The organism is Vibrio sp. VB16, from assembly GCF_015594925.2.
In the GTDB taxonomy this organism is placed as follows: domain Bacteria; phylum Pseudomonadota; class Gammaproteobacteria; order Enterobacterales; family Vibrionaceae; genus Vibrio.
Genome location: NZ_CP087590.1, coordinates 3,224,744 through 3,247,634 on the forward strand (window position 1 = coordinate 3,224,744; position 22,891 = coordinate 3,247,634).

The following is a 22,891-nucleotide window of genomic DNA, read 5'->3' on the forward strand; positions in this document are numbered from 1 at the left end:
GGCTCAACAGAACATGAATACAGCCACTTTTTATATCGTTCAGGCCGATTCTCCTCAATGCAGTAATGAGGGGTTTGAATCCTATGTACTTTTCCTGTTAAAACATTTTCATAACCAAGGTGTTAAGCTCTACATAAATGCGGAAAACAAAGAAAAGTCGTTATATTGGGATGAGCGGTTGTGGCAACAAGAGCCCGACTGTTTTCTACCCCATAATCTTATTGGTGAAGGCCCAAAAAATGGCACTTCAATTGAGATAGGTTATAGCCAACTGCGACCAAGTTGGAATCGCCAGCTTGTGATTAATTTGGCGAAAGATAACACAAACTTTGCGGGAACCTTTGCTCAAGTGATAGACTTCGTTCCTTATGATGAAAAAGCGAAGCAAACTGCCCGTGAAAGGTATAAGCTCTACCGCCAAGCTGGGTATCAAATGCAAATTATTGATATCGATCATCAGCACTAATTTATGATCTTATAGGTATCCTCGTTGTGCGAGGCCACTTTCTTTAAGGTGATGCTCCTATAAGATCCGTACTTAATTCCAAATCAACGAAAAGTATCCATTAAAAGACGCTATGGAAAAGACATACAACCCACAATCGATTGAACAATCTCTATACCAAACATGGGAAGAGAAAGGCTATTTCAAGCCACACGGTGATACATCTAAAGAAGCTTACAGCATCATGATCCCACCGCCGAACGTCACTGGTAGCCTGCATATGGGGCACGCTTTCCAAGATACGATCATGGATACCTTAATCCGTTGTGAGCGTATGAAAGGCAAAAACACGCTTTGGCAAGTGGGTACCGATCACGCAGGTATTGCAACACAAATGGTTGTGGAAAGAAAAATCGCCGCCCAAGAAGGCAAGACCAAAAACGATTATGGTCGAGATGCATTCATTGATAAAATTTGGGAATGGAAAGCGGAATCTGGTGGGACGATCACTAAGCAACTTCGTCGCTTAGGTGCCTCCGTCGATTGGGAGCGCGAACGCTTCACCATGGATGATGGACTTTCTGATGCGGTTAAAGAAGTATTTGTACGTCTTTATGAAGAAGACTTAATCTATCGCGGCAAGCGTTTGGTTAACTGGGATCCTAAATTACACACAGCAATTTCTGATCTTGAAGTCGAAAATAAAGATAAAAATGGCCACATGTGGCATTTCAAATATCCACTTGCTGATGGTGCTAAAACAGCCGATGGCAAAGCGTTCATTATTGTCGCAACGACTCGTCCAGAAACCATGTTGGGCGATACTGGTGTCGCCGTAAATCCAGAAGATCCTCGTTATAAAGATCTCATTGGCAAAGAAATCATTCTCCCTGTCGTTGGCCGCCGTATTCCTATCTTAGGTGACGAGCATGCCGATATGGAAAAAGGCACTGGCTGCGTAAAGATCACCCCAGCACATGACTTTAATGACTATGAAGTAGGTAAACGCCATAGTCTGCCGATGATTAATATCCTCACATTTAATGGCGATATTCGCAATGCCGCCGAGATTTTTGATACAAAAGGTGAAGAAAGCAACGCATATAGCGATGCGATCCCTGAAAAATATCAAGGCATGGAACGTTTTGCTGCTCGTAGAGCGATTGTGGCTGAATTTGAAGAACTCGGTCTACTTGATGAAATCAAAGACCATCAGCTTACGGTACCTTATGGTGATCGTGGTGGTGTAGTTATCGAGCCGATGCTGACTGACCAATGGTATGTACGCGCCGCCCCATTAGCAGAGACAGCAACGAAAGCAGTAGAAGATGGTGAAATCCAGTTTGTACCTAAGCAATATGAAAACATGTACTTCGCCTGGATGCGTGACGTCCAAGATTGGTGTATTTCGCGTCAATTGTGGTGGGGCCATCGTATCCCTGCATGGTATGACAATGATGGCAACGTGTATGTAGGTCGTACAGAAGAAGAGGTCCGCAGTAAAAATAACCTTGCCCCTGTCATTGTTCTTCGCCAAGATGACGACGTATTAGATACCTGGTTCTCTTCTTCGTTATGGACTTTTGGTACTCAAGGTTGGCCCGCTGAAACAGAAGATATGAAAGTATTCCACCCTTCCGAAGTGTTGGTCACTGGTTTCGATATTATCTTCTTCTGGGTTGCTCGCATGATCATGATGACGATGCATTTCATTAAAGATGAAAACGGCAAGCCACAGGTACCATTCAAGACGGTATATATGACTGGTCTTATTCGCGATGAAAACGGCGATAAGATGTCTAAGTCTAAAGGCAACGTACTTGACCCTATCGACATGATTGATGGCATCGATCTAGAGTCGCTGGTTGAGAAACGAACCGGCAACATGATGCAACCTAAATTGGCAGCGAAAATCGAAAAGGATACGCGGAAAACATTTGAAGGTGGTATTGAACCATACGGAACAGATGCCCTGCGTTTCACTCTCGCGGCAATGGCTTCTACTGGCCGTGATATCAATTGGGACATGAAACGCCTGGAAGGTTACCGTAATTTCTGTAATAAATTATGGAACGCAAGTCGTTATGTATTGATGAATACAGAAGACCAAGATTGCGGGACAACACTATCCCAAGAAGACATTGCAAACCTAGAGTTTTCTCTTGCCGATAAATGGATAGAGTCTCAATTCCAGCTTGCCGCAAAAGAATTCAATACGCATATCGAAAACTACCGTTTGGATATGGCTGCAAATGCCCTCTATGAGTTTATCTGGAACCAATTTTGTGATTGGTACTTAGAGCTAACGAAACCCGTTTTATGGAAAGGTACCGAAGCACAGCAGATGGCAACTCGCTATACGTTGATTACGGTTCTTGAAAAGACACTACGCCTTGCGCACCCTGTCATCCCATATATCACTGAGTCTATCTGGCAGAGCGTTAAACCCCTTGCTGGTGTAGAAGGTGAAACTATTATGAATCAAGCATTGCCTCAATTCGAAGAAGACAAGTTCGATGAAGAAGCGATTGCAGATATCGAGTGGGTGAAAACCTTTATTTCTAGTATTCGTAACCTGCGGGCAGAATATGACATTGCGCCAAGCAAACCACTAGAAGTCATGCTAAAAGCGGCCGACGACACGGACGTGAAACGTCTAGCCGATAACTTGACTGTTATTCTATCTTTAGCAAAACTTGAGAGCGTTAAGGTTCTCGCAGAGAACGAAACGACACCGGCATGTGCGACCGCACTTGTGGCGAAGTCTGAATTGATGATACCTATGGCAGGTTTAATCGATAAAGATGCGGAACTGGCTCGCTTAGAAGGTGAAGTAAAAAGAATTCAAGGTGAGATCAAGCGCATAGGCGGCAAACTTAGCAATCAAGGCTTTGTTGCGAAAGCGCCGGAAGCCGTAGTGGCTAAAGAGCGTGAAAAGCTCAACGCTTACCAAGAAACACTAATAAAACTTGAAGAACAAAAAGCAACAATCGCAGCACTCTAGTAGAACCACATTATTGTTCGCTTCTAAGTCAGATTAATATAAGTCAAAAGGTTGGCCCTCAAAGCCAGCCTTTTTTGTTCCTACTTCAAAATTTCTCATCGAAATAACCTATCAAACAAATAACTATTTTCCTCTTGCTCAAATGAGAGTAATTATCAATACTGTTTGTGTATTCAGTTATTCGTTCAAATGAGAGAGCACCATTATGCTTAAAACCATGACATTCGCGGGATTGCACTTCAGCATTGCATTAACCGTTGCCTACATCTTAACTGGCGATATTTTATTAGGTAGCTTAATTGCACTGATAGAGCCAGCAGTCAATACCATTGCCTTCTATTTCCATGAAAAAGCCTGGAACCAAGTTGCTTTCCTAAAACGCAATGAAAACAAAACACAGACCAAAACAGCAAGCTTTGCTCTGATCCATTTTAATGTTGCTTTTGTTGTGACCTACCTTCTTACTGGCGATGCGTTAATTGGTGGAATCATGGCATTGATTGAACCAAGCATTAATACTGTTGCCTATTATTTCCACGAAAAAATTTGGTTACGTCGACATCATATTGCGACGACAACAATGACCAAACTCGCTTAAGTAGGATTAAATTAGCTTTAACTGATAATACTACTCAAGCCTGATACTTCTCTCTATTGACTTTGTTATGATATAAAACCATATTGGTTTCATATCATAACAAAATAAAAAATAATAATGAAAAAACTGCAACTCAGAAAGGCTTCTAGAGATCTTGTCCGTAGTCTGGGCGCTCTGGATACACACTATGGCGACTTTAGTTTAAGCCCAGTACAAATTCATACATTGGTTGAGCTAGGGCAGGAGCTCTCGACTATTAGCCAAATAGCTTTAAAACTGCGTATTGATAAGCCAAACGCAAGCCGAACGCTTACTTCTCTTGCAAAACAACTACTAATAGAATCAATCGTTAATCCCGATGATAAACGCTGTCACTTGTATCGCTTAACACAAAAAGGCGAACAGATTCTGAATCAAATTGAAAACTCAAGAAACAAACAGGTTCAGACAGTTATTGACCAGTTTGATGATGATGAACTAGAACTTATCGAATCAAGTTTAGCAAAATACATCAAAGCATTATCACTATCTAGAGTTCAATCCTCTTTCATTATCAGAGACATAAAGCCCGTTGATGACTCAAAATTAGCCTCTGTCATTAGAGAAGTATCTGCTGAATATGGTCTAACTGAAGACAAAGGATTTAGCGTTGCCGATCCCACTCTCGACGCCCTATCTAAGGTCTACGATGCAAAAAACAGCCAATATTGGGTAATAGAGAAAAATGGGAAGATATTTGGTGGCGCAGGATTTGCGCCACTAACAGGGGACGAATCTGTTTGTGAATTACAAAAAATGTACTTTTTACCTGAGGTTCGAGGGAAAGGACTCGCGCGCGCATTGGCCGTGAAATGCTTTAAACAAGCCCGCGCAATCGGCTTTTCACAGATGTATCTAGAAACGACCGATAACCTTGTCGAAGCAATTGCGCTCTATAAATCGCTAGGCTTTGAACTTGTTGATAAACCCATGGGCAATACTGGTCATACCGATTGCGAAGTGCGCATGCTTAAAAAGCTATAAACAGCAGCCTTCATTCCTTAAACTGGATAATGCTCAACATTCAGGTTAGGGTTCAGGCCAACTTGATGAGTTTGCTTTTGCTCATCAAGTTCTACTTCCAATAAGTACCAGTGGTTATCTTTGTTCAACCTTGGTGCCTCCACTTGAAATAACGCCGTCGCTTGATTCGTTCTAATATCAAGCGGTATCTGATAAGTCATACCATCGAACTTAACCGATGCAGAAACTAACCCTGTTGCATAGACGTGATAAAAGAGATCCACTTTAAACTCGCATCCACCCCCATGATGCCAAATTTGCTCAGTGGAAATGTAATCGAGTCGTACATGTCGAATAAAATGTAAATAAGGGGTTTCCCAGAGCCCTAATCTAGAGTCTCGTTTACGCGGTAATGCCCCACCCAAACTGCAAAGACTATCCTCATCTAACAACCAGTCATCTTCTTGCTCTAAAAACAAAATCTCAATTCGATTCCGACCTAGACGTAAATGTTGTTGAATATCCTTTCGGTAGGTCAGCTCTGAGCCATCACAATCAAAAACAGCCTCACCATTAATTCGAACTTCGGCATAAAAATCGATACCGCCGATAATAAAATCGACCACAGGAAAACTAAGCATTTTCTCATCCACTTCAATATCGTGCATTAAATGCCATTCTTGATTTTGTATCTGCGACTCAATCAATTGCTTAGGTAATATCTGACTAAAAGGTGCCGGAAAAATGATATCTCCTTGCGGGATAGAAAGGTCGGTTAAAGGTGATAGTTGCCAGCGTCCAGCAAGTGGTAGTTGCATATTATCTTTGATTTAGATCAATTTTTGCCAGTATACGTAAATATTGATAAATGGCATAGCATTTGTCGCTAGACAAAAATTGACCTAATTGATTCAAACTGCCCTTTTGCTTATTTAGATCTTAAATTGAGCAATTAGTTGGCTTTGCTCACTAGAAAGTTGATTCAACGACTCACTATTACGAGCCGCTTCTTTCGCATCCTCTGCAATACTCATTGTCATATCCGATATGTGAACAATATTCTTAGCCACATCCTGGGCAACAGCCGTTTGTTCTTCAGAAGCGGTCGCAATTGAACGGCTCATGTCATTGATGTGCGTTAGGCTAGAAAGCATGTTTTCCAGTGAATCGCTCGTTTCATTCGTTTGCTTAACCGATTGCTCAGCGTGGACAAGATTATTTTCTACTATTCCTACGGCTTGGTCGGCTTTTCCTTGCAAGCTGTCTATCATCTCACCAATCTCATTGGCTGATTGTTGTGTTCTTGTTGCCAAAGAACGAACTTCGTCGGCTACAACAGCGAAACCTCGTCCGTGTTCACCTGCACGAGCAGCTTCAATAGCAGCATTCAATGCCAAAAGGTTGGTCTGTTCAGAAATGGACTGAATAACCGTGAGTATTTCACCTATTTGCTGACTTTGAATTGAGAGCTGGCTGATAACCTGCGTTGCTTCATCTAATGAATCTTGAAGGCGATTCACAAAGCGTAAGTTCTTCTGCATGTTCTCCATGTTCGATTGCGCTTGCAGCGTGACTTCATCGACTTCTCTACTGGTTTCTGATGCGTGTGATGCCACCTCCTTTACCGCATGTTCCATTTCTGTTACCGCTGTCGCGATAGAGTCTGTCTGCTTGCTCTGTTCTTCTACTTTATGATTTGTCTTTTGACTCATCGCATGACTTTCATCAGCCACACCACTGACTGTTTCGGCTGATGATTGTATTTGCGAGATCAACCCACTTAATTTGTCACTTAGGCCATTAATATTGTCCGCAATAAGTCCTAGTTCAGACTGATAACTTTCGCTTATTTTATGCGTTAAATCACCACTGGCGAGTTTGTCAATCGCTTCCATGATAGAGAATAAAGGCTTCTTAATAGAGCGCACGACAGTAAAGGTAATGATGACAGCCAGTAGCGTTGAAATAGCGGTCAAAATCAGGTTAATCATTAATGAGTCGAACGCCTCCTCTTCAGCATTTTTTAATGCTGACTCAGATAGAGAACGGATATCAGAAATAATCACGACTGATTCCGATAACAAGGCATCCACCTCTTGAGCAATCTGTGCGAGCAGCATCGTACTTTGTTCATTGAGCTCGATGAATATTAGATGCTGTTGCAGTAACCCTTCTGAATTAACAATATTGTGTTGTAGCAAATCACGATATACCGCCACGATGTCTTCAGATTCAGGCATCGCCTTTATGATACGATCGGCTTTTTCACTAAAGCGCTCTAAATAGGCTGACAATTCACTCTTGAACGCATTTACTTCTTGTTCTTTTACTATAGACAAGACTTTCTGCAGATATCCAGCCGCCCCCTTCCCTTGGGTAAGTAAGAATTCAAGATCCCATGCGACTTGTTGCATTTCATCCGCTTTCGCATCGGAAATTAGATCATTGATATCTTGTTCGAAAAACAACCACTCTTCATCAAATGTATTCAGTTCTTTAGTCGCAACTGAACGAGCAGAGGTTCTCTGATCATGAATATCCAGATGTTGATTTGCACCATTGATAAATACAGTCGCGTTACCATCAAGATTATTCAGTTTGGTAACAAGTTGTGGATAGTCAGATAATTCAGTTTCCAGAAGTGCGACGGTTTCACCATAGGATTGCTTCGCGTTTCCTAGAGCTAACCTCAATTCCGTTCTACGCGCTTCTTGTTCGCTATTCGCGTGAACCAACATGGAACGGTTTACATCCTGAAGGTGCTGAGTAAGAACATTCGATCGGTCAAGCAACCCAGTCAACGTAGATGCTGTAAGTTTTAACTGTTTAGACATACTCACTTGAGAAAGATAAGCAGAGGTGCTTATCGCAAGGACAAAAAGGGTTACCGTTATAAAGCCCAAGGTAATTCGCTGTATCAATGACAAATGCATTACAAACCTCTACACGATAGATATCAATAATTAGCTAGTCAGTACTGACTAGTATAGTTATATCGGCACGTACAGTTGATAGTTTAGACAAAATAGAAATTAACTTAAAAAGCGTTAAAATATGAGGGAAATTGAAAGTGATAAATGAAATCGAAGGTTGTTGCTATGTCGCGCGGTAAGCAGAAATTGAAAGGCTGCATTTCAAAGATGCAGCCTATTAGTTAAATTCTATTACTCTTCTTCTATGCCATCTTCTTCATAATCGACATCATCACCTTCATAAAAAGTGCCCCAGCCATCATAAATAATGTCATATTTTTCAGCAAGACTAATGAGCTTCTCAACTTGTAAATCAATGGCTTCAGCACTGAGTACGGATTCCATGGTAGCATCACAACACAATAGACGATTACCATCTTCATCTTCCGTCTCTTCTGCTTCTAATACTTCAAAACCCATTTTGAACGCTTCAACAACCGCTTGTTCTAATGTTTCAAAATTTTCAGCAAACAAATGGTGTTCAATATCGTATAGAGCATCAGGATCACTTCCATCTTCCAAAAGAGCGTCGATGATCTGTCTAGTCTCTTCTTTTTGGATATTGATCAACGCTTCAACAGATAGGTATTCATCTTCGTGAGACATGCTGGTACTCCAGGTAGCAAATGAGGTAATTGAGTCGCCGTGAAATATGGCACGGATCGGAACGAAATACCACTAAGAATCGATTGTTCAAGACGATCTTATGTTGTTCAAAACATTTTCTTAACAAATAAAACCATATTCAGAACAAAATCGTGTTTAGCCTATTCAATACTCATGAACAAATAATGAGTGGATATCAACTAAAAAATGATTCTTGATGAATTAGCTTTCTGTAGTAAAAAATGCAACTTATCTTTTAAAAACAAAGCGTAAGAGTGAAAAATAGACTAATAAACAGAGAGTACATCATTGTTGACTAGCATAATCAATCAAATTTCACGGTCATTGATAAAAGAGAAATATGTTGATTACTTGCGAATAAGACATATAAATTGAAGTTTTCGATAATTATTTAATTAAAATTTAACATTATATTCCAATCAAGTAACTTGCAACTTAACCATAAGCTTGTCATAAAGGGGGATAGTCAATATTGTAAGGATACAGAATGAGCAAGTTGTACGTTGGATCGGAAGTAGGCCAGTTACGTCGGGTATTATTAAATCGTCCAGAAAGGGCATTAACCCACCTAACACCATCTAACTGTCAGGAGCTTCTTTTTGATGATGTTCTAGCGGTTGAAGCCGCAGGGGAAGAGCATGACATATTTGCTCAAACCTTAAAAAATCAAGATGTTGAAGTTCTATTGTTGCATGACCTGCTTGTTGAAACATTAGCAGTTAAGGAAGCAAAAGAATGGTTATTGGTCAATCAGATTTCCGATTTTAGATATGGCCCTACTTTCGCTAGAGATCTCAGAAACTACCTTGCAGAAATGGACAATGAACATTTAGCCACTATTTTACTTGGTGGACTCGCCTATTCTGAATTGCCAATCCAATCTTCCTCTATGCTTCCAAAAATGCATAAACCTATCGATTTCGTCATTGAGCCCTTACCTAACCACTTATTTACGCGAGATACTTCTTGTTGGGTTTATGGAGGCGTTTCACTTAATCCAATGATGAAAGCGGCGCGTCAAAGAGAAACCAACCACCTAAGAGCTATCTATCGTTGGCATCCAACGTTCGCTGGTAGTGACTTTATCAACTATTTCGGTGACCAGGACCTCCATTATGACAACGCAAACATTGAAGGTGGTGACGTACTAGTCATAGGTAAAGGCTCTGTCTTAATTGGGATGTCAGAGAGAACAACGCCACAAGGTGTAGAGAACTTAGCAGCGAATCTATTCAAATCTGGTCAGGCGAAGCAAGTTATTGCTCTCAAGCTTCCTAAGCACCGCTCCTGCATGCATCTCGATACCGTTATGACCCATATAGATATAGACACCTTTTCTGTCTACCCTGAAATCATAAATCAAAGCTTAGAAACTTGGTCATTAACACCTAAAGGTGAAAATGATATGAACGCGAAGCAAATGCCGAATTACATTTCTGCTCTCGAATCAGCATTAGAAGTTGACCAACTTAAGCTCATTACAACCGGTGGCGATAACTATGAAGCAGAACGAGAACAGTGGAACGATGCCAACAATGTTCTTACCGTAAAACCTGGTGTTGTTATCGGTTACGAACGTAATGTTTATACCAACGAAAAATATGATAAAGCCGGTATTGAGGTACTGAGTATTCCCGGCAATGAACTAGGAAGAGGACGCGGGGGAGCTCGCTGTATGAGTTGTCCTATCGAGAGAGACGACATTTAAAGTCTAAGCGAGTTAAGCGGCCAATTAGGTCGCTTTTTTAAAAGGCGATCTAGCTCTCATATATAAAAACTTTAACGTCTCTATTTTAAATTTTAAAATCTGCATAATATTCCTTCACTCAACCAAGTCAAAATAACAAAATTGAAATAATCATTAAAATTACTGCATAATTAGCCGGTTTGTATTTCGTAATACCTGTTAATCCTCTGTCTAATAGCCAAAAACGCCCTTCTGCCTTGCATATTATTCTCATTCACATCATAAAAAATATAGAATATTAATTTATATTAACGACTAAATAACCCATCTGACATTATCATCAAAGAAGACCAAAATATTTTCTCGGGATAAATTGTGACTACAAGCATAGATTGATCAGATGCAAATCTCTAAGATCATCATTAGAAATAACCAAAACCTATTAATATCCAATATTAAATAATCAGTAAAAAGGCAACACGATGTATTAATTTACAGTCAAAGACTAACGACATTTAAATCGAATATTGAAATTAAATTTGTCACTAAATAATTAAATTTGGTGCGCTATTTTTCATCCTAATGATCATCTAGAACTAGATGAATAAGGAGATAATAATGACAACTCATGCAGTAAACCAACAAGATAAAAAAGGACTCTTTGCTAATTTTAAGTTTCCATCTGCATACACTATTCTTTTCGCCCTGATCGCGATAGTCGCTTTAATGACTTGGATCGTTCCCGCAGGTCAATATGAAAGAACGATGAACGAAGAACTGGGTAGAGAAGTCCCAATTGCAGGAACCTACCAAGCGGTTGAAAGTAATCCTCAAGGTATTATTGATATATTTCTTGCCCCTATTGATGGTTTCTACGATCACGAATCCTATTCTGCCGCTGCCATAGATGTCTCTTTATTTATTTTAGTCATTGGTGGTTTCTTAGGATTAGTGACCAAAACGGGGGCCATCGACGCTGGTATAGAGCGTGTCACGCACAGGTTAGAAGGTCGGGAAGAGTTAATGATCCCGATATTAATGGCTCTATTTGCTGCTGGCGGTACCATTTACGGCATGGCTGAAGAATCGCTACCTTTCTACACTTTATTAGTTCCAGTCATGCTTGCTGCTAGATTTGACCCAGTTGTTGCAGCTGCTACTGTATTGCTAGGCGCAGGTATCGGTACTTTAGGTTCAACAATCAACCCATTTGCCACTGTAATTGCAGCAAACGCAGCGGGTATCCCATTTACTGATGGTATGTTCTTGCGTATTGCTATCTTGCTTATCGGTTGGGTAATCTGTGTTGGTTACGTTATGCGCTACGCGAAAATGGTTCGCGCAGACAAAACTAAATCAATTGTTTACGACAAGTATGAAGAAAATATCACGCACTTCCTTGGAAACAAGTCAGGTGAGGTACTTGAGTTTACAACCACTCGTAAAGTCATACTTTGCCTATTCGCAGCTTCTTTCGGTATCATGATCTATGGGGTAGCGATTGCAGGTTGGTGGATGGCAGAAATTTCCGCTATGTTCCTTGCAGCCACCATAATCATTGGATTAGTTGCAAGGATGAGTGAAGAGGAATTAACTTCAAGCTTTATAGATGGTGCTCGTGACCTACTTGGCGTTGCGCTAATTATCGGTATTGCTCGTGGTATCGTAGTGATAATGGACCGCGGTATGATTACCGATACATTGCTTAACTCTGCTGAGCATATGGTTACCGGTCTCTCTTCCATTATGTTTATCAACGTCATGTATTGGTTAGAAGTGCTGTTGTCTTTCTTAGTTCCATCATCATCAGGATTAGCCGTACTAACCATGCCAATAATGGCTCCATTAGCTGACTTTGCTGGCATTAGCAGAGATCTTGTTGTAACGGCTTATCAATCTGCATCGGGTATTGTAAACCTAATTACACCGACGTCTGCAGTTGTAATGGGTGGTTTGGCTATTGCACGCGTCCCTTACGCAAGATGGATAAAATGGGTTGCACCACTCTTGGGTATCCTTACCGTGTTCATCACCATCACCTTAAGTATTGGTGCCATGTTATAACTTAATTCGTATTACATAGAGGCCGCTATTTATATAGCGGCCTTTTTTATTTATGATAAATATTAATTTAATTAAAAATGAATATTTCTGCATTTAAATCACTTATTAAGTCACTAAAAAATTCATTTTACCTATAAGTGAGCCTCAACTAAAAACAAAACATTTCAATTTAAATTGTGTGAACCGCATCAAACATTTCGCAATAATTCACCACCAAAAAAATAATTAACCATCAAATTAGGTATAAGCAAACAATTTATTTGCATAATATTTAACTGACATAAAAACCTCACCAAATCATAAAGTGAATAAACACCCAAGAATAACTATTCAACCCAACAAAAACAACAAGTTACACGAATCAATAAACAAATAAGGCTAATAATAAATCATTCAAATCCTATTCAAAAATAGAATAAAAAACCTCGTCATCGCAAAAACAAAGCACCATTAATAATGTGATTCCCGTCTTAGTTAATAACGGTAATAAACGTATTATCGAATCCAACAAGAAATGGAAATCGATATTAAATTCAAAATATTCCTAATGAAATAAATCAGGATTAGATTTACTTCATTACAATAGAGAGATTGTGTTATGAGTAATTTCTACGTTGGTTCTGAAGTAGGTCAACTACGTCGCGTTTTGTTGCATAGACCAGAACGAGCATTGACCCACCTTACCCCTTCAAACTGTCACGACCTGTTATTTGATGACGTATTAGCTGTTGAGCAAGCAGGAAAAGAACACGATATCTTTTCAGAAACACTCCGCAACCAAGGCGTTGAAGTATTATTGCTGCATGATTTATTAGCAGAGACTTTAGCGGTACCAGAAGCTAAAGAGTGGTTACTAGATACCCAAGTTTCTACTTATCGATTCGGAGCTCGATTTGCCAATGACGTAAGATCTTTTCTTGGCGATCAAACCAACCAAGAAATGGCTTCTATCTTATTAGGTGGATTAAGCTACGCTGAAATGCCACTACCATCGACATCTATGATGCGCGGTATGCATGACGTTAATGACTTCATTATAAAACCATTACCAAACCATCTATTTACTCGCGACACTTCATGCTGGGTATATGGTGGCGTGTCTATCAACCCAATGGCGAAGCGTGCTCGCCAACGAGAAACTAACCATCTTAGAGCGATATATCGTTGGCATCCAACTTTCGCTGGTCAAGATTTCATTAAATACTTTGGTGATGAAGAGAAAAATTACGACTACTCCACCATTGAAGGTGGTGATGTACTTGTTATCGGTAAAGGCGCGGTTCTCATCGGTATGTCGGAAAGAACTACGGCACAAGGTGTTGAACAACTGGCTTCAGGTCTATTTAAGCACGGCCAAGCAAAACAAGTTATTGCAATGGAGCTTCCGAAGCATCGCTCTTGCATGCACTTAGATACTGTCATGACACACATGAGAGAAGATACATTCTCTATCTATCCTGAAGTCATTAGGAAAGATGTGAAATGTTGGAGCTTGACTGGCGACGAATCTGGGACCGTCAATGTCAAAGAAGAAGGCTACTTTGTTACCGCTATCGAAAAAGCATTGAAAGTAGATAAGCTCAACTTAATCACCACTGGTGGTGATAGCTTCGAAGCAGAGCGAGAGCAGTGGAATGACGCAAACAACGTATTAACCGTTAAACCAGGTGTGGTTGTGGGTTATGAGCGCAACGTTTATACCAATGAAAAGTATGATAAAGCTGGCATTACTGTCCTTCCAATTCCAGGTGACGAACTTGGACGTGGTCGAGGTGGAGCTCGCTGCATGAGCTGCCCAATCGAACGTGATGACATCTAAATTACATTAAGTTGCAGGCATTTCATGCCTGCACGGAGATACAAAATGACTAAACAAACGGTAATCGTTGCTCTAGGTGGTAATGCTCTTCTTCGTCGTGGTGAGCCATTAGAAGCGGAAACTCAACGTCAAAACATAGCCGTAGCAGCAAAAACCATTGCTGAAATCGCTAACGAGTATAACGTTGTACTTGTGCATGGTAATGGACCTCAAGTTGGACTGTTAGCGCTACAAGGTCTTGAGTATAAAAAAGTGAACCCATATCCTCTCGATGTACTTGGTTCAGAGACTCAAGGCATGATCGGTTATATGCTTATGCAAGAGCTGAAAAACATCTTGCCAGAGAAAGACGTCACTTGCATGCTTACTCAAATGACTGTTGATCCAGAAGACCCTGCATTTTTAGATCCGACAAAACCAATTGGTCCTATCTACCAAGAAGCGGAAGCTCGTTCAATGGCAGAAAAATACCAATGGACTATCAAGCCTGATGGCGAACACTTCCGTCGTGTCGTACCAAGCCCGTTGCCAACTGGTATCGTAGAGGCCAACGCAATTTCAGCATTAATCGAATGTCAGCACCTAGTCATTTGTACTGGTGGCGGTGGTATTCCAGTGAAATACGAAAACAATAAACTTGTTGGCGTAGAAGCCGTTATTGACAAAGATATGTCTGCCGCATTCCTAGCTAAACAACTGGATGCTGACGCATTACTTATTTTAACGGATACCGATGCAGTTTACTTAGATTGGGGCAAACCAACACAAGAAGCCGTGTCTAAAACAACACCTGAGATATTGGCTAAATATAAATTTGATGCTGGCTCCATGGGACCTAAGGTTGAAGCCTCTTGTGAATTTATTAAACAAGGTGGCAAATTAGTTGGAATAGGCTCTCTGAAAGATGGCCTGCGTATCTTGAAAGGTGACGCCGGGACAAATATTATTGCAAAAATATAGAATATTTATTCACTTTAACTCGATAATGAGTTACATATAAACCATCGAAGCTGAGTATTCATATCAACCAAACATTGATACTCGGTTTCCAATTAAAAAATTGTAAGGGGAATCTCAATGGCTTTTAATATTCGCAATCGTAACTTTTTAAAATTACTCGACTTCACTCCGCGTGAAATCCAACACATGTTAGAACTGTCTGCTGAGCTTAAGAAAGCAAAGTACAATGGTTACGAGCAACCTCGCCTAACAGGCAAAAATATTGCGCTTATTTTTGAAAAAGCTTCAACTCGTACTCGCTGTGCCTTCGAAGTAGCGGCTTTTGACCAGGGTGCTAAAGTTACTTATTTAGGACCTTCTGGTTCTCAAATCGGCCAAAAAGAATCAATGAAAGATACAGCTCGCGTATTGGGTCGTATGTATGATGGTATTCAATATCGTGGTTTTGGTCAGGAAATAGTTGAAGAGCTTGGTGCTCACGCTGGTGTACCTGTTTGGAATGGTTTAACTGACGAATTTCACCCAACTCAGATTCTAGCTGATTTCTTAACCATGATAGAACACGGCCGAGGCAAGCAGCTACACGAAATAACCTTCGCCTACCTTGGTGATGCTCGCAATAACATGGGTAATTCTTTGCTTGTTGGTGCTGCGAAAATGGGAATGGATATTAGACTTGTTGCCCCTAAACAATTCTGGCCAGAGGCGTCTTTGGTTGCAACATGTAAAGACATTGCAGAAAAGACTGGTGCAAAAATCACCATGACAGAAAACGTGCAAGAAGGCGTTCAAGGTTGTGACTTCTTGTACACCGATGTTTGGGTATCTATGGGTGAATCTAAAGAAGCTTGGGATGAGCGCGTGAAAATGATGACGCCTTATCAAGTGAACATGGATATGATCAAAGCAACAGGTAACCCGCATGTAAAATTCATGCACTGTCTACCCGCATTCCATAATGATGAAACGACGGTTGGCAAAGAAGTCGCTGAAAAATATGGCATGTCAGGACTAGAGGTGACAGAGGATGTATTTGAATCTGAACACTCAATCGTATTTGATGAAGCGGAAAATAGACTACACACGATTAAAGCAATAATGGTCGCAACATTAGGTCAATAACAGATAAAGATAACCGAGATTTACAGATCAAATTCTCTGTTTTTCTCGGTTTTTTATTCACTGAAAAAATTGACCTATTAAAACGATTAATTTTTCACATAAATCACTTAACCGATTGTTTTAAAGATTAAAATGTATGCTTTCATTTATTCAGTAATCGTAATGTAATCCATTTCATTAAAAGTTGATGTAATCGCTTGCGTTCACAAAAAAGGCGAGTATAATCTCCGGCAATTTGTCTAAACAGAGATAGAAAATGAACCCTGTAGTAATAAAAAATCAGGCGTGCTGCCGACCAGTATCGGCACTTTATTCATTTCTTGTTTTTGTTATTTTTTTAAATAAAGCCTCCTTGTTTAAGGGGGCTTTTTTTTGTCTAAATGATTTATACCAACTAAAAAGGGAAGAGCGTCATGGCGAACTCGCTGTTTAAAAAGCACATCATTTCCATCCCAGAATTTCAACGCAATGAGCTTGAATTAATCGTAGAAACCGCTGGTAAACTAAAATCTGAACCCAATCCAGAACTCTTGAAAAATAAAGTCATCGCAAGCTGTTTTTTTGAGCCATCGACTCGTACACGCCTTTCGTTCGAGACCGCTATCCAGCGCCTAGGCGGAACCGTCATTGGTTTTGATAATGGTGGTAATACATCTCTGGCTAAAAAAGGGGAAACACTTGCAGACTCTGTACAGGTTATCTCCTCGTATGTGGATGCCTTTGTAATGCGTCATCCTCAAGAAGGAGCAGCGAGACTCGCTTCTGAGTTTTCAAACGGCATACCCGTTATTAACGGTGGCGATGGGGCAAACCAACACCCAACCCAGACTCTGCTTGACCTATTCTCAATATATGAAACTCAGGGCAGACTGGACAACCTCAATGTTGCTCTTGTGGGTGATTTAAAATATGGTCGAACTGTTCACTCATTAACCCAAGCCTTAGCTAAGTTTGAGAATAACCGTTTCTTCTTTATTGCACCTGATGTACTCGCTATGCCTGATTATATATGTGAGGAACTGGACAATGCAGGTATCCCTTACAGCCTACATACAGAAATGGATGATGTGATACCTGAGTTAGATATTCTCTATATGACTCGAGTTCAAAAAGAGCGATTTGATGAATCAGAGTACGCCCATATCAAATCCGCATTTATCCTTTCAGCCGAGCAACTTTCTGACGCCCGAGAAAACATGAAAGTACTCCATCCACTACCACGAGTAGATGAAATCGCCAACGATGTAGATAAAACCAAACATGCTTATTATTTTCAACAAGCAGAAAATGGCGTTTACGCACGTGAAGCACTACTCGCACTAGTACTTAATCAAGATCTTTAAGTGAGGAATAACAAATGGTAAACAAGGCACATCTACAAGTAGAAGCAATTAAGAACGGCTCTGTCATTGACCATATTCCTGCTCACGTAGGGATAAAGGTACTTAAGTTGTTTAGGATGCATAAGAGTGAACAACGCATCACCATGGGGCTTAACCTACCTTCATCAGCATTGGGCGCGAAAGATCTGATCAAAATTGAAAATGTCTACATTACAGAGGATCAAGCCAATCAATTGGCCTTGTATGCTCCCAACGCGACCGTTAACCAAATCGAAAATTATGAAGTAACCAAAAAACTTGCGCTCGACTTTCCTGACAAAATTGAAGCGGTATTCTCGTGTCCAAATACAAATTGCATCTCGCATGGAGAGCCTGTTGATAGCAGTTTCAGCGTCATCAAAAAAGTCGATGATATTCAGCTAAAATGCAAATATTGTGAAAAAGTGTTCTCTCGGGAAATTGTAACCGAGCGGAATTAACATTCTCAATTTTGACAAATAGCTCACAAATTTTGTGCGCTATTTGTGATCGACATACAAAAAAAAGAATAACTAGTAATCTCTCTCTTCCTTCCAATTCCTTCAACTCATTGTTAGCGCTCAGTTAATCTTTTTATGACTCTTTTACTCTGGATAAATGACTTATAAAAATGAATATAAATACTCAATTGCACTTTAAATCGGCCCATTTACAATGTTTTTATTTGGTGATCGAGTTCAAGAAAACCATGGTTCTGCACTGTTAAAATCATCACAGTGGGGAAAATTATCATAATGAATACAAATAGATAAGAAAAACCTATTAATTGGCTCTGGGTAACAAACGGATCATTGAACCAGCTTTCAAACACTCTCCAATAATTAAGGTGCAGTTCGTGAACAATCTTACTTATTCTAACGATTTAAAAACAGCAAACGAAGATAGCATTACCAACATATGCAGGCGTTTATTGCAACAGCAAAGCTTTAGCACACAAGAAAGTTTAAGGAATGAACTTATCGACCTTGGTTATGACGACGTAAGTCAGTCTACCGTTTCACGTATTTTGACCAAACTCAACGTGGTGAAAATACCCAACGCTTATGGGAAGAAGGTTTATTGCCTCTCCATGGAAAATGAGGGCATTAGAGTCGATTCATCCATTTCGTCTCAGGTTGAGTTCGTTACACATAATCAGCTTGTCGTTGTAGTTAAGACTCACCCAGGTAGCGCTCAACTTGTTGCGCGCATTATAGATATGCAGCCTCACGAAGAGATATTGGGAACGGTCGGTGGAAATGATACAGTGATGGTCGCACCAAAAGATATAAAGCGTATTTCTGAATGCGAAGCAATAGTACGTAAGCGCCTAGGTATGTCTCTATAAAACAATGTCTCATCAATAGATATTTTGCTGCTAGATTATAGTCGTTCACAACTGAATGGCTATGGGTGTGGCGCCTAGACAACTGCATTGAATGAAATAATACATGTCTACACTAAGGATTAAAAATGACTAAAGTACTTCATACTGAACAAGCACCAGCCGCTATTGGCCCCTATGTTCAAGGCGTAGATTTGGGGAATATGGTGATGACCTCAGGACAGATTCCTGTCATTCCATCGACTGGGGAAATTGTTTCAGATGATATAGCCAAACAAGCTCGTCAGTCATTAGACAACGTCAAAGCCGTGGTTGAGTCTTCAGGGTTAAGCGTTTCTAATATTGTTAAGATGACCGTTTTTGTCAAAGATCTCAATGACTTTGGTACAGTGAACGAAATTTATGGTCAGTTTTTTGATGAGCACAACGTTGCAAACTACCCGGCACGTTCCTGCGTTGAAGTGGCTCGATTACCAAAAGATGTAAAGATTGAAATAGAAGCAATCGCAGTAAGATAAAACGGTTGCTCGCTGAGAATTAAACAGCGCATCTGAAAGGTTTTATATGCGCTGATTATTTGTTGTTTATGACTATTTTTTTGTATTAAGACGGTCAACTTCGGCGTCCAGATCTTCCAACTTTGCTTTCATCTGCTCACGGACTAAGTTTGCTAGCTCTCGAGTATTCTCTTTAGCGTAACCTTCTGTTTTTATTGGTGGCAACATCTCTACAATAACGTGGCCATTGTTCCAACGATTAAACTTTATTTTACCTTGAGTCGAGCTACAGACAATCGGGATAATAGGGACACCAGCACCTATAGCGGCATGAAATGCACCTGTTTTAAACGGCAGTAACCCACGCCCCCGTGAACGTGTACCTTCTGGAAACATCCAGACCGATACATCACTCGATTTCATACTATCCACCACTTGATCGATCGTACCTTTCGCTTTCGAACGATTGAAGCGATCGATAAGAATGTTTCCCGTGATCCAATAAAGTTGGCCGAACAGCGGAATCCAAACCAAACTTTTTTTCCCGACCGTCACCACTTTCGGTGTTACTGCTGCGGACACGGTAAATAGATCCCAATTATTTTGATGATTTGCTACGTACAAGTTTTGGCCTCTTTCATACGCATCTTCTGGAAATCTTAATTCCAACTTAAACCCGAAGATACTGGCCATTTTACAAAACTTACCACCGATAATATAAACCAACTTGGGGTTACGTGGTGTAAGCAAGCTATACCCACAACCAAATACAAACATGAATACTGCAAATATTATCACTGCAATAACACGTAATAATGCAACCATTTAACTTCTCCGCGATGGTTAGTTGTACAAAAGAGTTAGAAATCAAAAAGCCGAAATCATCTAGATTTCGGCTTTCAATTAATCTAGTTTATTAGCTAGATTCACTAAACCGTTCTATTTGAGCACCAAGTTTGTTCAGCTTGTTCTCTATTTTTTCGTAGCCACGATCAATATGATAAATTCGGTCGACAATTGTTTCGCCTTTCGCAATACACCCTGCGATAACTAAACTTGCAGAAGCTCGAAGGTCTGTTGCCATTACTTGAGCGGCACTGAGTTCTTCAACATCACCACAAATAACCGTATTGCCTTCAACTTCTGCTTTTGCACCCATACGTTGCAATTCAGGTACATGCATAAAACGATTTTCAAAGATGGTTTCAGTGATAACACCACCACCTTTGGCCATCATATTCAATAACGTAAATTGGGCTTGCATATCGGTTGGAAAACCGGGATGAGGTGCTGTTCTGATCGAAACGGCTTTAAGCTCACGTTCCGTCATATCAAGGCTTATCCAATCTTCACCCGTTTCAATTTTTGCTCCTGCTTCTTCTAACTTAGCTAATACCGCTTCAAGCAGAGACGATTGCGTTTTTTTACACACTATTTTGCCACCAGAAACAGCAGCAGCGACAAGGAATGTTCCTGTTTCTATACGATCAGGTAGTACTGAGTGCTTACCACCACCTAAACGCTCTACGCCTTCAATAGTGATTGTATCACCACCAGCACCAGAGATTTTCGCGCCGATCGTGTTAAGAAATTGGGCGGTATCTTCGATTTCAGGTTCTCGTGCCGCATTATCTAGAACCGTCGTTCCTTCGGCTAGTGCCGCCGCACACATAACAGTGATGGTTGCACCAACACTCACCTTGTCCATGACGATATGTGCGCCTTTTAGACGTCCATCTACCTCAGCCTTAACATAACCTTCATCAAGGGTGATAGTGGCACCTAATTGTTCTAGGCCATGGATATGTAGATCGACAGGTCGAGCGCCTATTGCACATCCACCAGGAAGAGATACTTGTCCTTTGCCAAAACGGGCAACTAAAGGACCTAAAGCCCAAATAGAGGCGCGCATCGTTTTCACTAAATCGTATGGTGCGCAATATTCATCTATCGTGCTGCTATCTACATGAACCGAACCATTGCGACTGACTTTTGCACCAAGGCGCTTAAGCAGTTCCATGGTCGTATCAATGTCTTTTAATTTAGGCACATTGGATACTTCAACCGGTTCTTCGGCCAAGATTGCTGCAAATAAAATTGGTAAGGCCGCGTTTTTTGCTCCACCGATTTCAACTTCACCACTAAGTGGTTGATGGGAACCTGTAACTCTAAACTTTTCCATATAAACCTTATAACGACATCAATTTCTTGTCGCGTTCCCACTCTTCTGGAGTAAACGCTTTAATTGTAACTGCATGAATATCATTTCTCTGAATGTATTCCATCAGAGGAGAGTAAATTAATTGTTGTTTTTTGACTCGACTTAGAGTCTCAAAACACGCGTCAATCGCGATGACTTCAAATTGACTTCCGCTACCTTTTACATGAATCTCTTGAATTTCAAGAGCTTCTTCTAGAATTTTTTTTACGTCTATACTTTCCACGATAGATCCCATCTATTTTTTTATATGATTAACCAACATGGTTTCTATGTTGCTCAATTGGAATAATGTTCGTAACTGCTCCGGCACGAAGCTGAGCATTATATGACAGTTTGAATTTTTTGCATGCTGAATTAAATGAATTAACATTGCCATTCCAGCTGAATCTATTCGGTGAGTCTGTTCAAGAGAGACTTCACATTCAGATTGAGTCGGTGTCCAGCCTTGTATATTAACCCAAACGCTAGGGACAGTGTCTCGAGTCAGTTCCCCCGAAAGAGCATAGCCAGTGGCGCTTGCTTGCCATTGACACTCACTCATTTTGCCTCTCCTTCAAATCGAATAGGCCTAGCGGACAAAACCATAAGCTCTTGAGAAACAGACGGAATACCTTCTTTTCTTATTTTTGATCCCCATTCCGACTGCTTGCTTGATAATAGGCTCACACCTTCTGCCACAATATCGAAAGCTAACCATTCTCCGGTCTTCTTATTTTTTCTCAGTTTAAATTCAAGCCGTATATCAGGTCTTGGAGCGTCAACAACATCAACCTTAACACTCGTAATTCTCTTATTTGCGTCGACCGCTTTTTCTGGTTCAAATTGAACGATTTGATCAGAGTACAACGTTAAGACCTGCGCATACGAAGTAACGAGGTATTCACGAAAAGCGACAACGAACTCTTTAACATTATCTCTATTCTTCTCTTTTTTGAGATGGCTACCCAATACCTTTAACGCTGAGTATCGATAGTCGATATAAGGCATAAGTTCTTCTTCTACGACGACCTTTAGTATCTCAGGATTTTCTCTAATACTTTCATTTTCCACTTTTAAGCGGTCAAATAAATTCTGAGACACTTCCTTTATCATCTCGTAAGGCTGAGTTTTGTCGATATCTTGAGCGTAACCATTACTCGAGATAACCATCATCACAATGACCACTTG

Annotated in this window: 21 protein-coding genes; 13 read left to right on the forward strand and 8 right to left on the reverse strand. The window is 40.5% G+C overall.

Annotation, left to right across the window (positions count from 1 at the left end; translation table 11 throughout):
• Positions 1-13 precede the first annotated feature (13 nt).
• From IUZ65_RS14680 to IUZ65_RS14695, 4 genes are all read left to right on the forward strand, one after another.
• Positions 14-466: a DNA polymerase III subunit chi gene (locus IUZ65_RS14680; RefSeq protein WP_195704423.1), complete on the forward strand. Its 453-nt coding sequence runs from the start codon at positions 14-16 to the stop codon at positions 464-466.
• A gap of 112 nt (positions 467-578) precedes the next feature.
• The gene (locus IUZ65_RS14685; protein ID WP_195704424.1) at positions 579-3,449 is read left to right on the forward strand and encodes a valine--tRNA ligase; all 2,871 of its coding nucleotides are present in this window, start codon (positions 579-581) and stop codon (positions 3,447-3,449) included.
• A 205-nt stretch (positions 3,450-3,654) separates the two neighbouring features.
• Positions 3,655-4,047 carry a DUF2061 domain-containing protein gene (locus IUZ65_RS14690; protein ID WP_195704425.1) on the forward strand — a complete coding sequence of 131 codons (393 nt, stop codon included), beginning with the start codon at positions 3,655-3,657 and terminating at the stop codon, positions 4,045-4,047.
• 117 nt (positions 4,048-4,164) lie between these two features.
• Positions 4,165-5,070 (forward strand): bifunctional helix-turn-helix transcriptional regulator/GNAT family N-acetyltransferase, encoded by a 906-nt coding sequence (locus IUZ65_RS14695; RefSeq protein ID WP_195704426.1) that lies wholly within the window; start codon positions 4,165-4,167, stop codon positions 5,068-5,070.
• Between the two features lie 17 nt (positions 5,071-5,087).
• Here the strand turns inward: IUZ65_RS14695 and IUZ65_RS14700 are convergent, their stop codons facing one another.
• The 3 genes from IUZ65_RS14700 to rraB all read right to left on the reverse strand — a co-directional run bounded on the left by IUZ65_RS14700 (position 5,088) and on the right by rraB (position 8,627).
• Complete coding sequence (locus IUZ65_RS14700; protein WP_195704427.1) at positions 5,088-5,867, reverse strand: glycosyl hydrolase 2 galactose-binding domain-containing protein; 780 nt, start codon at positions 5,865-5,867, stop codon at positions 5,088-5,090.
• A gap of 114 nt (positions 5,868-5,981) precedes the next feature.
• Positions 5,982-7,982 (reverse strand): methyl-accepting chemotaxis protein, encoded by a 2,001-nt coding sequence (locus IUZ65_RS14705; protein ID WP_195704428.1) that lies wholly within the window; start codon positions 7,980-7,982, stop codon positions 5,982-5,984.
• 231 nt (positions 7,983-8,213) lie between these two features.
• Entirely contained in the window at positions 8,214-8,627 is a 414-nt protein-coding gene (gene rraB / locus IUZ65_RS14710; protein ID WP_195704429.1) for a ribonuclease E inhibitor RraB, read from the reverse strand.
• A 508-nt stretch (positions 8,628-9,135) separates the two neighbouring features.
• On the opposite strand from rraB, the gene arcA (IUZ65_RS14715) reads away from it, so the two are divergent.
• The 9 genes from arcA (IUZ65_RS14715) to IUZ65_RS14755 all read left to right on the forward strand — a co-directional run bounded on the left by arcA (IUZ65_RS14715) (position 9,136) and on the right by IUZ65_RS14755 (position 19,524).
• The gene (arcA, locus tag IUZ65_RS14715) at positions 9,136-10,356 is read left to right on the forward strand and encodes an arginine deiminase (RefSeq protein WP_195704430.1); all 1,221 of its coding nucleotides are present in this window, start codon (positions 9,136-9,138) and stop codon (positions 10,354-10,356) included.
• 597 nt (positions 10,357-10,953) lie between these two features.
• A complete protein-coding gene (locus tag IUZ65_RS14720) occupies positions 10,954-12,399 on the forward strand; it encodes a YfcC family protein (protein ID WP_195704431.1) in 1,446 nt (481 codons plus the stop codon).
• A gap of 598 nt (positions 12,400-12,997) precedes the next feature.
• Positions 12,998-14,218 carry an arginine deiminase gene (gene arcA, locus IUZ65_RS14725; protein WP_195704432.1) on the forward strand — a complete coding sequence of 407 codons (1,221 nt, stop codon included), beginning with the start codon at positions 12,998-13,000 and terminating at the stop codon, positions 14,216-14,218.
• Positions 14,219-14,263: 45 nt separating this feature from the next.
• Positions 14,264-15,178, forward strand: coding sequence for a carbamate kinase (gene arcC / locus IUZ65_RS14730; protein WP_195704433.1), 915 nt, complete (start codon positions 14,264-14,266; stop codon positions 15,176-15,178).
• A gap of 117 nt (positions 15,179-15,295) precedes the next feature.
• Positions 15,296-16,300, forward strand: coding sequence for an ornithine carbamoyltransferase (gene argF / locus IUZ65_RS14735; RefSeq protein WP_195704434.1), 1,005 nt, complete (start codon positions 15,296-15,298; stop codon positions 16,298-16,300).
• Between the two features lie 413 nt (positions 16,301-16,713).
• On the forward strand, positions 16,714-17,643 hold the full coding sequence (gene pyrB, locus IUZ65_RS14740) for an aspartate carbamoyltransferase (RefSeq protein WP_195704435.1): 930 nt from the start codon (positions 16,714-16,716) through the stop codon (positions 17,641-17,643).
• A gap of 14 nt (positions 17,644-17,657) precedes the next feature.
• Complete coding sequence (gene pyrI, locus IUZ65_RS14745) at positions 17,658-18,122, forward strand: aspartate carbamoyltransferase regulatory subunit (RefSeq protein WP_195704436.1); 465 nt, start codon at positions 17,658-17,660, stop codon at positions 18,120-18,122.
• A gap of 395 nt (positions 18,123-18,517) precedes the next feature.
• Entirely contained in the window at positions 18,518-19,009 is a 492-nt protein-coding gene (locus IUZ65_RS14750) for an arginine repressor (RefSeq protein WP_231363591.1), read from the forward strand.
• A gap of 125 nt (positions 19,010-19,134) precedes the next feature.
• Complete coding sequence (locus IUZ65_RS14755) at positions 19,135-19,524, forward strand: RidA family protein (protein WP_195704437.1); 390 nt, start codon at positions 19,135-19,137, stop codon at positions 19,522-19,524.
• A 72-nt stretch (positions 19,525-19,596) separates the two neighbouring features.
• Here the strand turns inward: IUZ65_RS14755 and IUZ65_RS14760 are convergent, their stop codons facing one another.
• The 5 genes from IUZ65_RS14760 to IUZ65_RS14780 form a co-directional block, all read right to left on the reverse strand.
• Positions 19,597-20,328: a 1-acylglycerol-3-phosphate O-acyltransferase gene (locus IUZ65_RS14760; protein ID WP_195704438.1), complete on the reverse strand. Its 732-nt coding sequence runs from the start codon at positions 20,326-20,328 to the stop codon at positions 19,597-19,599.
• A 91-nt stretch (positions 20,329-20,419) separates the two neighbouring features.
• Complete coding sequence (murA, locus tag IUZ65_RS14765; protein ID WP_195704439.1) at positions 20,420-21,685, reverse strand: UDP-N-acetylglucosamine 1-carboxyvinyltransferase; 1,266 nt, start codon at positions 21,683-21,685, stop codon at positions 20,420-20,422.
• 7 nt (positions 21,686-21,692) lie between these two features.
• Positions 21,693-21,947 (reverse strand): BolA family iron metabolism protein IbaG, encoded by a 255-nt coding sequence (ibaG, locus tag IUZ65_RS14770; RefSeq protein ID WP_195704440.1) that lies wholly within the window; start codon positions 21,945-21,947, stop codon positions 21,693-21,695.
• Between the two features lie 12 nt (positions 21,948-21,959).
• Positions 21,960-22,265: an STAS domain-containing protein gene (locus IUZ65_RS14775; RefSeq protein WP_195704441.1), complete on the reverse strand. Its 306-nt coding sequence runs from the start codon at positions 22,263-22,265 to the stop codon at positions 21,960-21,962.
• On the reverse strand, positions 22,262-22,876 hold the full coding sequence (locus IUZ65_RS14780; RefSeq protein WP_229638191.1) for an ABC transporter substrate-binding protein: 615 nt from the start codon (positions 22,874-22,876) through the stop codon (positions 22,262-22,264). The genes IUZ65_RS14775 and IUZ65_RS14780 overlap by 4 nt, the downstream gene beginning before the upstream one ends.
• Positions 22,877-22,891: the final 15 nt, after the last annotated feature.

Bases quoted from the DNA above. Each gene is read 5' to 3' on its own strand.
- IUZ65_RS14680 (WP_195704423.1), top strand. From the start codon at position 14: ATGAATACAGCCACTTTTTATATCGTTCAGGCCGATTCTCCTCAATGC.
- IUZ65_RS14685 (WP_195704424.1), top strand. From the start codon at position 579: ATGGAAAAGACATACAACCCACAATCGATTGAACAATCTCTATACCAA.
- IUZ65_RS14690 (WP_195704425.1), top strand. From the start codon at position 3,655: ATGCTTAAAACCATGACATTCGCGGGATTGCACTTCAGCATTGCATTA.
- IUZ65_RS14695 (WP_195704426.1), top strand. From the start codon at position 4,165: ATGAAAAAACTGCAACTCAGAAAGGCTTCTAGAGATCTTGTCCGTAGT.
- IUZ65_RS14700 (WP_195704427.1), bottom strand. From the start codon at position 5,867: ATGCAACTACCACTTGCTGGACGCTGGCAACTATCACCTTTAACCGAC.
- IUZ65_RS14705 (WP_195704428.1), bottom strand. From the start codon at position 7,982: ATGCATTTGTCATTGATACAGCGAATTACCTTGGGCTTTATAACGGTA.
- rraB (WP_195704429.1), bottom strand. From the start codon at position 8,627: ATGTCTCACGAAGATGAATACCTATCTGTTGAAGCGTTGATCAATATC.
- arcA (WP_195704430.1), top strand. From the start codon at position 9,136: ATGAGCAAGTTGTACGTTGGATCGGAAGTAGGCCAGTTACGTCGGGTA.
- IUZ65_RS14720 (WP_195704431.1), top strand. From the start codon at position 10,954: ATGACAACTCATGCAGTAAACCAACAAGATAAAAAAGGACTCTTTGCT.
- arcA (WP_195704432.1), top strand. From the start codon at position 12,998: ATGAGTAATTTCTACGTTGGTTCTGAAGTAGGTCAACTACGTCGCGTT.
- arcC (WP_195704433.1), top strand. From the start codon at position 14,264: ATGACTAAACAAACGGTAATCGTTGCTCTAGGTGGTAATGCTCTTCTT.
- argF (WP_195704434.1), top strand. From the start codon at position 15,296: ATGGCTTTTAATATTCGCAATCGTAACTTTTTAAAATTACTCGACTTC.
- pyrB (WP_195704435.1), top strand. From the start codon at position 16,714: ATGGCGAACTCGCTGTTTAAAAAGCACATCATTTCCATCCCAGAATTT.
- pyrI (WP_195704436.1), top strand. From the start codon at position 17,658: ATGGTAAACAAGGCACATCTACAAGTAGAAGCAATTAAGAACGGCTCT.
- IUZ65_RS14755 (WP_195704437.1), top strand. From the start codon at position 19,135: ATGACTAAAGTACTTCATACTGAACAAGCACCAGCCGCTATTGGCCCC.
- IUZ65_RS14760 (WP_195704438.1), bottom strand. From the start codon at position 20,328: ATGGTTGCATTATTACGTGTTATTGCAGTGATAATATTTGCAGTATTC.
- murA (WP_195704439.1), bottom strand. From the start codon at position 21,685: ATGGAAAAGTTTAGAGTTACAGGTTCCCATCAACCACTTAGTGGTGAA.
- IUZ65_RS14775 (WP_195704441.1), bottom strand. From the start codon at position 22,265: ATGAGTGAGTGTCAATGGCAAGCAAGCGCCACTGGCTATGCTCTTTCG.
- IUZ65_RS14780 (WP_229638191.1), bottom strand. From the start codon at position 22,876: ATGATGGTTATCTCGAGTAATGGTTACGCTCAAGATATCGACAAAACT.